Here is an 8,383-nt window from a genome sequence, read left to right on the forward strand (position 1 = left end):
GGTTGAGGCGTTGGCGGAGGGGCGTATCCCGCGCTAGGCGGGTGGCTTGCGGTGGGGTCGCGCCTGCGGCGCGGCATCCTGTGGCTTCGCCACGGAGTCCTCAAACGCCGGACGGGCTTGGGGGTGGGCCGAGGATTTCGACGCCGTGGTGGGAGGCCAGGCGTGTTAGTTCCGTTGGGTCAGGGTGGTCAAGCGGTTCATGTGGTCGGGGGTCAGGCGGAGGTCGGCTGCTGTGAGGTTTTCCTCGAGGTGGGGGATGCTGGCGGTGCCTGGGATGGGCAGCGTCACCGGGGAGTGGGTCAGGAGCCAGGCGAGGGTTATCTGGGTGGGGGTGGCGCGCAGTTCCTCCGCGACCGCGGCGATCTCGGGCTGTATTCCTGATTGGCCTGCGGAGATGGGGCGCCAGGGGAGGAAGGCGATTCCCAGCGTCTCGCAGGCTGCCAGGACCGGCTCGTGTTCGCGGTCGAGCAGGTTGTAGCGGTTCTGCACGCTTGCGATGTCCGCCAGTTTGCGGGACTCGCGGAGTTGGTCGGCCGTCACCTCGGAGAGGCCGATGTGGCCGACCTTGCCTTCCTGCTGGAGTTCCGCCAGCGTGCCCAGCTGTTCGGCCAGCGGTGTGTCCGGGTCGATCCGGTGCAGTTGCAGGAGTTCGATGCGGTCGACGCGCAGGCGGCGCAGGGCCTGGTCGACCTGGTCGCGGAGGATGGACGGGCGGCCGTCGAGCTTCCACTCGCCGCCGGGGCCGGTGCGGGCCACGCCGACCTTGGTGGTGAGGAGCAGGTCGTCCGGATACGGGTGCAGGGCCTCGGCCAGCAGCTCTTCGTTGGCGCCGCCCCCGTACAGATGGGCGGTGTCGATCAGCGTCACGCCGAGCTCAACGGCCCGCCGCGCCACCGCAAGAGCCGCCGCACGGTCAGGGGCCGGCTCGGTCGGCAGGTGCATCGCACCGAAACCGAGCCGCCGGACGGGCAGCGTGCCGCCGATACGGAACGTTGTGGATGGCATGCCCGAACACTACTGAGCGGCCAACTGCCGTGGGCTTGCTGTCCCTTGCCGCGCCGCGACGAGGATTCCGGCGGTCCACCCGGGTGCGCGCCCATGAGAGGGCAGCTCGATCGTCTCCATGCGGTGGCCGGTGCGGGCGAGCAGCCAGGAGGTGAGTGAGTTCGAGTTCCACATGTCGCCGACGTGCAGTTCGTCGCGGCCCCAGGTGACGGTGGGGAAGTCCGGGACCAGGTCCAGTAGCCGGCGCGCCTGTTCGGCATCCGTGCTCAGCCGGCGGGGGCTGTCGACCGCCTCGGCGGCGTCCGGGATGGTCCCGTGGCGCCAGCGGCGGATCTCGTAGCGGAAGAGTGGTGAGCGGCCCAGCCACCGCAGGCCCACCGGGCCTTCGGCGAGCACGCCTCGGTCGGGCTCCTTGGTACGCCACACAGGGGCCATCTCGATCACGTGCCGGTCGCCGTCGAGGCGGACGCTCAGGGCCGAGTGGTACAGGTCGAGCGCTTCCCGGTGTCTCCGGTGGGCGGCGGCCGTTTCGTAGAGCCGGCCGTTCCAGCGCACCAGTCGCATCCCGCCGGCACCAAGAGGCAGCCAGTACAGCTCCACTGAGGCAGTGTCCATGGCCGACCTCCGGTGCCGGAACGGATAGCCCGATGACCTGCTGCCGACGCTAGCGGCCGGGCCGGGGCACTCGTACCGGCCGAGCAGCCCCGGTGGGCCGACAATGGGCCCCGGGAGCCGAACGCCGTTGTCTTAACCCCGAGCCCACCGCACGGCGAGAAGGTAAAGTCCGCGCCGGAACAAAGTCGCCGGAGGGGACACCGCATGGCCGGACACCAAGCAAAACAGGCCCACCTGGCGATAGCCATCGTCTTCGCCGCTCACGGCGCGGTGACCGGCAGCTTTGCCACCCGCGTCCCCTGGATCCAGGACCATGCAGGACTCTCCGCGGGCCAACTCGGCCTCGCCCTCGCCTTTCCCGCGCTCGGCAGCCTCCTCTCCATGCCGATGGCCGGCGCCGTCAGCCATCGCTTCGGGGCTCGCCGCGCACTCATATCCCTGCTGCCGCTCTGGACCCTGGCCCTGATGCTCCCGGGGCACGCCCCCGGACTGCTCACCCTCTGCGCCGCGCTGCTGATCTTCGGCGCCACCGCCGGCATCTCCGACGTCGTCATGAACGCCATCGGCGTGGAGACCGAGTCCCGGGCAGGCCGCAGCATCATGTCCGGGCTGCACGGGGCGTGGAGCACCGGCGCCCTCCTCGGTTCGGCCGGCGGCACCCTCGCCGCGCATCTCGACGCCGACGCCCGCGTGCACCACGCGGTGGCCGGCGTCGTTCTCACCGTCGTCGGCGTGCTGGCGGCCCGTAAGACCCTCGACGTCACCCCGGGACCCGAAGCCGAAGCGCCGCCGCACTTCGCACTGCCGCCCAAGTCGGCGCTGGTCATCGGCGCGGTGGCGCTCTGCGCGGTCTTCGCCGAGGGGGCCTCCCTCGACTGGTCCGCCGTCTATCTCCGCGACATCCTCGACGCCTCGCCAGGCCTCGCGGCCGCGACGACCACCGCCTTCGCCCTCACCATGGCGATCGCGCGCTTCGCCGGTGACGCCGTGGTCGACCGCCTGGGTGCGGTACGGACCGTGCGGTACAGCGGGGTGCTCGCCACCCTGGGCGGGGTGCTGGTGGTGCTGGCCGTCAATGCCGCCGTGACCATCACCGGGTTCGGGCTGATCGGGCTCGGCATCGCCGTCGTCGTGCCGCTCGCCTTCAACGCGGCCGCCCGCAGCGGCAACAACGCCGCCCAGGCCATCGCGGGCGTCGCCACGATCACGTACGCGGCCGGCCTCATCGCCCCGTCCGCGATCGGCGGCATCGCCGACCTGACCAGCCTGACGGTGTCGTTCGGCCTGGTCACGGCCCTTGCGGCGGTGCTCGTCGTGGGCGCCTCCGTGATGGGTACGGGCGGCAGCCGCAAGGCGGCGGGTGAATCGGCGGCGCCGGCTGCTGCTTCGGCCTCGGACGAAGGACGTTCCTGAGCCGCGCGGCCTTCCCTTACCCTCGGCGCCACGGTCGAGCATTTCGGGCGTACGGGGGGATTTGCCATGCGGGGTCGTCGGCTGAACGGGCGTTACGAGCTGCTGGAGTTACTCGGCAGCGGTGGGATGGGTGAGGTCTGGCGGGCTCGCGACCACGAGCTCGGGCGCGAGGTCGCGGTCAAGGTACTGCTGCCCGAGCGCGCGGACGCGGATCCTGGCGAACGGGCGGAGCTGCTGGCGCGCTTCCGGCGGGAGGCGCGGGCGGCGGCGGGGCTCGACAGCCCGTACATCGTGGCCGTGCACGATCACGGGATGGACGGCGGCAGCCCGTATCTCGTGATGGCCCTGGTCGACGGCCGCACGCTGCAGCAGGTGCTGCGCGAGCGCGGCCGGGTGCCGGCGGGCGAGGCGCTGGGCTGGGCCGCGGATGTCTGCCGCGCCCTGGTGGCGGCGCATGCGGCGGGGGTCGTCCACCGCGACATCAAGCCCGCCAACGTCATGGTCCCGGCGAACGGCGGCCCGGCGAAGGTCGTCGACTTCGGCATCGCCCGCTTCACCGAGGCCCGGGCCGCGGACGCGCGGCTGACGCAGACCGGGCAGCTGCCCTTCGGCAGCGTCGCGTATCTCGCGCCCGAGCGCTTCCGGGAGGAGGCCGGGGACGGGCGCGCGGATGTGTACGCGCTGGGGTGTGTGCTGTACGAACTCCTCGTCGGGCGGCCGCCGTTCACGGGTCCGGCGGCGGGCGTGATGTACAACCATCTGCACGACGAGCCGCTGCGGCCGAGCCGGGCGCGGCGGGAGCTGCCGGTGGGGGTGGACCGGCTGGTGCTCGACTTGATGGCGAAGGCGCCTGTGGACCGGCCGGCGGATGCGGCGGTGGCGCTGGGGCGGATCGAGGAGGTGGCGGCGGCCGCGCTGCGGGGCGGGGGAGCCCTGCCGGTGACGGGCGTTGCCGAAGCGGAGCCGGAGCCTGAGCGGGGGCCCGAGCCTGAGCGGGCGCCCGAGCGCGAGCCGGAGCCCGCGCCTCCCGCCGATGCCGAGCCCGCCCCGGCGCCCGCGCGCCGTGCCCCCGTATCCACCGGCAAGGCGCTGCCCCAGGCCCAACGCCCTTCCCGCTCCCGCGGATCCGCCCTCGCCGCGATAGCCCTGGTGTTGCTGCTCCCCGTCATCATCATGGTCGTGGCGCTCGGCGCGGACTCGTCCAGTACGGGCGTCACCGGCGCTCCCGCGGACGCCGAACCGCCGCCGCCCACGAAGTCCCCCACGCCGCCGAAGCCGGTGATCGCCATCCCCACGGAGTTCAGCGCGTACAGCAAGGAGACCGGGAAGGTGCGCGCGCGGGTGGTGCGCGCGGCGCTGAAGGAAGCCGAGCGCCGCTCCGGCACCGAGCTGCCGGGCATCGGGATCGTCACGGTCTCCGCCTCCTCCGGCGACAACCCGGAGCACCTGCTCGAAGAGCACCCGGGGATGCTGGCGATGGTGGGTCACACCGCCGACTTCGCCGGCGGGGACGGCGACCTCTCCGGCGGGATGGCGGTGATGGACACCTGTACCGCCACCGGCAGCGGCCAGGAGGGCGCCTTCGGCCTGCGCGCCCCTGAGCACCGGGTGGGCAAGCTGGCGGGCCGCTATCTCGCCGCCCGGCACGGCGTACGCAAGGTCCTCATCGGCTCCGAGAACTACTGGGCCACCGACCGGGACCGCGACCGGCTCGGCCACGGCCTGAGCGCTGCCGGGGTGCTGGCGGAGGACACGCTCGCGCCGGCCAGTGGGATGGGCGCGAAGGACCTGCTCCAGGAGCTGGGCCTCAAGGACCCGGATGCGGTCACCCTCGCGGACCTGCCCGACAACGGCCAGAGCGAGTGGCCGGAAGCCCTCCGTAAACGGAGCGAACTGCAGATCCTGCACTCGGTCGACGACGACGCCTGCACCAGTCCGGGAAGCATCGAGGGATACGCCGGGCGCGCCGCCGCGCTGCGCGACGGCGCCCTGCGTTTCCGGCCGTTCCGCGACGAGACGCAGCCCGACGACTGCGCCGCCTTCCCGAAGCTCTGCAAGCCGGGACCCGAGCTGAAGCAGCTCCTGAAGCACCGGGGCACGGCCGAGCTCTACGACGGCACGCTGGCCATCGCCGACGGCCTGATCCGGGTGGCGAAGGACATCGGCACCGACCCGCACCGGAACCGCACCGCACTGCGCGACGCCGTCGCCCGCGCCGAATTCGACGGCCTCCTCGGCCACTACGACTTCGCGGACCACCGCGACGCCGCCCGCCCGGTCTGGGTGGACCGCCTCGAGAACGGCAAGTGGCGGCAACTCGGCTCGCTGGACCGGCTGCTGGGCGACGGCTAGCCGATGATCCCGGTGTCGTAGAAGAACTCGTAGCGGGTCGGGTCGTCCGGCAGGAACCAGTGGAAGCCCTCCTGGAAGAAGACCGCGACCATGTTGATCGCGATCACCAGGCCGCAGAAGCCGAGGGCGATCATGCCGACCGTGCGGTGGCCGTGGCCCGCGGGGATCGTACGGTCGGCGGTGACGTTCGCGAAGATCATCAGCAGCGCGATCGCGGCGATCGCGGCGTTGAAGAGGATCCACGCCCAGACGTAGAGGTGCAGGCCGAGCGCGGTGCCGCCGTAGCCCTCGGCGTGCGGAAGGATGTGCAGCATCGTCTGGCGCCAGGCGGCGAAGGAGCCGCCGAGGCAGGCGACGAGGGCCATGCCCCAGCCCATCAGGTAGTCGCGGCGGGTGATCGAGCCGGTCATGCCCTGGCGCACGATGAACGCGCCGCCGAGCGCCGCGAGCAGCATGAACATCCGCTGGATCATGCACAGCGGGCAGGGATACTCCCACTCCCCGAACTGGATCAGCAGCCCCCCGCAGACCACCCCGGTCCACCCGACGACGAAGACGACGGCCAGCCACCACTGGGCCTGGCCCAGCAGTCCGCGCAGGCCGATCCGGGGGACGCTCATCAGTAGTTCAGCCCCAGTCCGAGTCCGCTGGTGATGTGGTGCGCGAGCAGCGCGGAGGTCGCCGCGACCGACACCCACCAGGCGATGAGCACCGTGGAGCGGCTCTTGCGGCGCACGATCACGTAGAGCGTGCCGAGGAGCGCCGCGAAGATCAGGGTGTCCATGGGGCGGACCGTAGTGCGGGGCGCTCGGCCGGGCGGGCAGGCAGGCGGGCCGGGCTCCCGCCGCTCACTCGCGCGGCGGGAGTCGTCTCCCGGATGTGGGATAGCATCCCGGATATGGGATCTGAAGGGGACGAGCTGGAGCGGCGCCTCGCCGACCGTCTCGCCGACCGCCTCGCGCGGCTGCGCGCCGCGCAGGCGTGGTCACTGGACGAGGCCGCCCGGCGCACCGGCGTGAGCCGGTCCACGCTCTCCCGCCTGGAACGGGCGGAGATCAGCCCGACGGCCGCGCTGCTGGGCAAGCTCTGCACCGCGTACGGGCGAACCATGTCGCAGCTGCTCGCCGAGGTGGAGGCGGAGCCACCGCAGGTGGTGCGCGCGGAGCGGCAGTTGGTGTGGCGCGACACCGCCTCCGGCTTCACTCGCCGCGCGGTCTCCCCGCCGCAGGCCGGGCTGCGCGGCGAGGTGGTCGAGGGGGTGCTGGAGCCGGGCGCGGACATCGCGTACGACGAGGCGCCGGTGCCCGGGCTCGAGCAGCACATCTGGGTGCTGGAGGGGGGCCTCGAGGTCACGGTCGGCGGGGTGGCGCATGAGCTCGGGCGGGGGGACTGCCTGCGGTTCCGGTTGTACGGGCCGACCCGCTTTCGCTGCCAGGGGGCGGGTGCGGTCCGCTATGCCCTGGTGATTGTCCAGCCATGACTTCCGAGAAAGGCCGCGCAACCGTGCCGACAGCCACCGTCACCCGCCTCACCCCCGCCGACTTCCGTGCCGCCGTCCCGGAACTCGCGGCGCTGCTCGCCGACACCGTCGCCGGCGGTGACTCGCTCGGGTTTCTCGCGCCGCTCGGGCGCGCGGAGGCGGCGGACTGGTGGCGTGAGCTGGAGCCCGCCGTGGAAGCCGGCAGCCTCACCGTCTGGGCGGCCCCCGGCCCCGGCGGCGGCATCGCGGGGACCGTCAGCCTGGCCCGTACCTGGAAGCCCAACTCCCGCCATCGCGCCGAGATCGTGAAGCTGATGGTGCACCCCGACGCCCGCGGCCGCGGCCTGGCCCGCGGACTGCTGGCGGCGGCGGAGGCGGAGGCCGCGCGGACGGGCGTCGGCCTGCTGGTGCTCGACACCGAGAGCGGCACCCCGGCCGAGCGGCTCTATCTCGCGGCGGGGTGGACGCGCTACGGGAAGGTGCCCGGGTATGCGACGGATACGGCCGGGGTGCCGCGGGACTGCAGCTTCTTCCACAAGGTGATCACGACATCGGCCTGATTCGATGTGCGTCGATATTGACGGGGCGGTGACGGCGCGCGATGGTTGATTCCATGGACATCGATACAGGCAAGACCGAGCTGCGTGAGTCGGTGCGCGCCGGGTACGCCGCGGCGGCGCTGCGGGTGACCGACGGCGGTGCCGACGCCTCCTGTTGCGGGCCGCAGGCCGACGCGTGCTGCGGCCCCGGCGCCGAGGTGGACGAGGGCTTCGGCGCCGAGCTGTACGGCGCGGACGACCGTGCCGGGCTCCCCGCGGAGGCCGTCGCCGCCTCGCTGGGGTGCGGCAATCCCCTCGCCGTCGCGGAGTTGAAGCCCGGCGAGCGGGTGCTGGACCTGGGCTCCGGCGGCGGCATCGACGTGCTGCTGTCGGCGCGCCGGGTGGGGCCCGAGGGCAAGGCGTACGGGCTGGACATGACCGAGGAGATGCTGGCGCTCGCGCTCGCCAACGCCCGTAAGGCGGAGGCGAGGAACGTCGAATTCCTCAAGGGCGACATCGAGGCCGTCCCGCTGCCCGCGGACACCATCGACGTCGTCATCTCCAACTGCGTGATCAACCTGTCCGTCGACAAGCCCGCCGTCTTCGAGGAGATGCACCGGGTCCTCGCCCCCGGCGGCCGCATCGGCATCACGGACGTCGTCGCCGAGGACCACCTCACCCCGGAGCAGCGCGCCGAGCGCGGCGGCTACGTGGGCTGCATCGCGGGCGCGCTGACCTTCGCCGAGTACGCGGACGGCCTGCGCGCGGCGGGCTTCGCCGAGGTGTCGGTGACCTCGACGCACGAGGTCGGGGAGGGGATGCACTCGGCGATCGTGCGGGCGGTGAAGCCGGCGGTTGGGTGAACCGGCCGGTGTCGACGGGCGGTTGGGCCGGGCGGTGTCGGTGGCCGGGTGGGCCGGGCGGTGTCGGTGGCCGGGTGGGCCGGCTGGCGTCGGTGGCCGGTTGAGCGGGCGGTGCC

9 protein-coding genes are annotated in these 8,383 nt (G+C 72.8%); 5 read left to right on the forward strand and 4 right to left on the reverse strand.

The genetic code is table 11. From position 1 onward, the window contains the following. Nucleotides 1-165: 165 nt before the first annotated feature. Both G5C51_RS37355 and G5C51_RS37360 read right to left on the reverse strand, forming a co-directional pair. Complete coding sequence (locus tag G5C51_RS37355; RefSeq protein WP_165244575.1) at nt 166-1,005, reverse strand: aldo/keto reductase; 840 nt, start codon at nt 1,003-1,005, stop codon at nt 166-168. A 9-nt stretch (nt 1,006-1,014) separates the two neighbouring features. Further along, nucleotides 1,015-1,620, reverse strand: coding sequence for a hypothetical protein (locus tag G5C51_RS37360; protein WP_165244577.1), 606 nt, complete (start codon nt 1,618-1,620; stop codon nt 1,015-1,017). 204 nt (nt 1,621-1,824) lie between these two features. Between G5C51_RS37360 and G5C51_RS37365 the strand changes: the two genes are divergently transcribed. Both G5C51_RS37365 and G5C51_RS42640 read left to right on the forward strand, forming a co-directional pair. After that, the gene (locus G5C51_RS37365; RefSeq protein WP_165244579.1) at nt 1,825-3,033 is read left to right on the forward strand and encodes an MFS transporter; all 1,209 of its coding nucleotides are present in this window, start codon (nt 1,825-1,827) and stop codon (nt 3,031-3,033) included. Nucleotides 3,034-3,099: 66 nt separating this feature from the next. Beyond that, on the forward strand, nt 3,100-5,385 hold the full coding sequence (locus G5C51_RS42640) for a protein kinase domain-containing protein (RefSeq protein WP_206314733.1): 2,286 nt from the start codon (nt 3,100-3,102) through the stop codon (nt 5,383-5,385). Here G5C51_RS42640 and G5C51_RS37375 read toward each other — a convergent pair. Beyond that, the gene (locus tag G5C51_RS37375) at nt 5,382-6,005 is read right to left on the reverse strand and encodes a disulfide bond formation protein B (protein ID WP_165244580.1); all 624 of its coding nucleotides are present in this window, start codon (nt 6,003-6,005) and stop codon (nt 5,382-5,384) included. The two genes, G5C51_RS42640 and G5C51_RS37375, sit on opposite strands and share 4 nt — an antisense overlap. Next, nucleotides 6,005-6,169, reverse strand: a complete 165-nt coding sequence (locus G5C51_RS37380; RefSeq protein ID WP_165244582.1) for a DUF5993 family protein — start codon at nt 6,167-6,169, stop codon at nt 6,005-6,007. The genes G5C51_RS37375 and G5C51_RS37380 overlap by 1 nt, the downstream gene beginning before the upstream one ends. Nucleotides 6,170-6,283: 114 nt before the next feature. On the opposite strand from G5C51_RS37380, the gene G5C51_RS37385 reads away from it, so the two are divergent. From G5C51_RS37385 to arsM, 3 genes are read left to right on the forward strand one after another with little or no spacing between them, the layout of a single operon-like run. Continuing rightward, nucleotides 6,284-6,865 carry a helix-turn-helix domain-containing protein gene (locus tag G5C51_RS37385; RefSeq protein WP_206314734.1) on the forward strand — a complete coding sequence of 194 codons (582 nt, stop codon included), beginning with the start codon at nt 6,284-6,286 and terminating at the stop codon, nt 6,863-6,865. Then, nucleotides 6,862-7,425: a GNAT family N-acetyltransferase gene (locus tag G5C51_RS37390; RefSeq protein WP_165244586.1), complete on the forward strand. Its 564-nt coding sequence runs from the start codon at nt 6,862-6,864 to the stop codon at nt 7,423-7,425. The genes G5C51_RS37385 and G5C51_RS37390 overlap by 4 nt, the downstream gene beginning before the upstream one ends. Before the next feature lie 53 nt (nt 7,426-7,478). Next, a complete protein-coding gene (arsM, locus tag G5C51_RS37395) occupies nt 7,479-8,267 on the forward strand; it encodes an arsenite methyltransferase (protein ID WP_165244588.1) in 789 nt (262 codons plus the stop codon). Nucleotides 8,268-8,383 lie beyond the last annotated feature (116 nt).

It is taken from the genome of Streptomyces coryli (genome assembly GCF_011044975.1).
GTDB lineage: Bacteria > Actinomycetota > Actinomycetes > Streptomycetales > Streptomycetaceae > Streptomyces > Streptomyces coryli.